The sequence below is a fragment of the Streptomyces sp. NPDC096136 genome (genome assembly GCF_044763325.1).
Lineage (GTDB): Bacteria > Actinomycetota > Actinomycetes > Streptomycetales > Streptomycetaceae > Streptomyces.
In genome coordinates, this window is the sequence record NZ_JBIWFZ010000070.1 from 1 (window position 1) to 1,083 (window position 1,083).

Genomic DNA, 1,083 nt, shown 5'->3' on the forward strand with positions numbered 1-1,083 from the left:
GCGATACCCGGTTGGAACCTGTCGTGTTGTCGGAGGCCGAGCGGCTGACGCTGGAGAACTGGGCCAGGCGCCGTTCGACCGCGCAGGGGCTGGCCGTTCGTGCACGCATCGTGCTGGCGTGCGCGAAGGGCTGGAACAACACCGTGGTCGCCGCGCGAGTCGATGTCGGCAGAGCAACCGTGCGGCGGTGGCGCACACGGTTCCTGCGTGACCGGCTGGACGGACTGGCGGACGAACCGCGGCCCGGGGTGCCACGGACCATCACCGATGCCCAGGTGGAAGAGGTGGTGGTCCGCACCCTGGAGGAGACGCCCCCGGGCGGGACGCACTGGTCGAAACGGGAACTGGCCAAGGCCGTGGGCATCTCCCCGGCGAGCGTGCTCCGGATCTGGCATGCCTTCGGCCTGCAGCCCTGGCGGACAGAGACCTTCAAGATCTCCCCGGACCCGTTCCTGATCGACAAGGTCCGTGACGTCGTCGGCCTCTACCTCGCGCCGCCGGCCAACGCCGCGGTGTTCGCGGTGGACGAGAAACCGCAGATCCAGGCCCTGGAGCGGACCGCACCGGTGCTGCCGATGATCCCGGGAGTGCCCGAGCGGCGCAGTTTCGACTACGTCAGGCACGGCACCGTCGATCTGTTCGCCGCCTTGAACACCGCGACCGGCAAGGTGATCACGAAGCTGTCCGCCCAGCACCGGGCCGTGGACTTCCGCGACTTCCTCGACGAGATCGACCGCCAGACCGACAAGGGCCTGGCGGTCCACGTGATCTGCGACAACCTCTCCGCCCACAAGGCGCCGGCAGTCCACAAGTGGCTGCTCGCGCACCCCCGCTTCCAGCTTCACTTCACACCCACGTATTCGTCGTGGATCAACCAGGTCGAGCGGTGGTTCGCCGAGCTGGAACGACGCTGCCTCGAACGCGGGGTGTTCTGCTCACTCGACGACCTCAAGACCGCACTCGAAGACTGGATCAAGGTCTGGAACGACGAAGCCCGGCCCTTCAAGTGGGCCAAGACCGCCGACCAGATCCTCGACCGCATCTGCCGCTACTGCGACAGGATCTCCGAACCGGATCACTAGG

At 67.3% G+C, this 1,083-nt stretch carries 1 protein-coding gene; it reads left to right on the forward strand.

All coding sequences use genetic code 11. The features are described from left to right. Positions 1 to 11: 11 nt before the first annotated feature. Entirely contained in the window at positions 12 to 1,082 is a 1,071-nt protein-coding gene (locus ACIRBY_RS38745; RefSeq protein ID WP_403910206.1) for an IS630 family transposase, read from the forward strand. Position 1,083 lies beyond the last annotated feature (1 nt).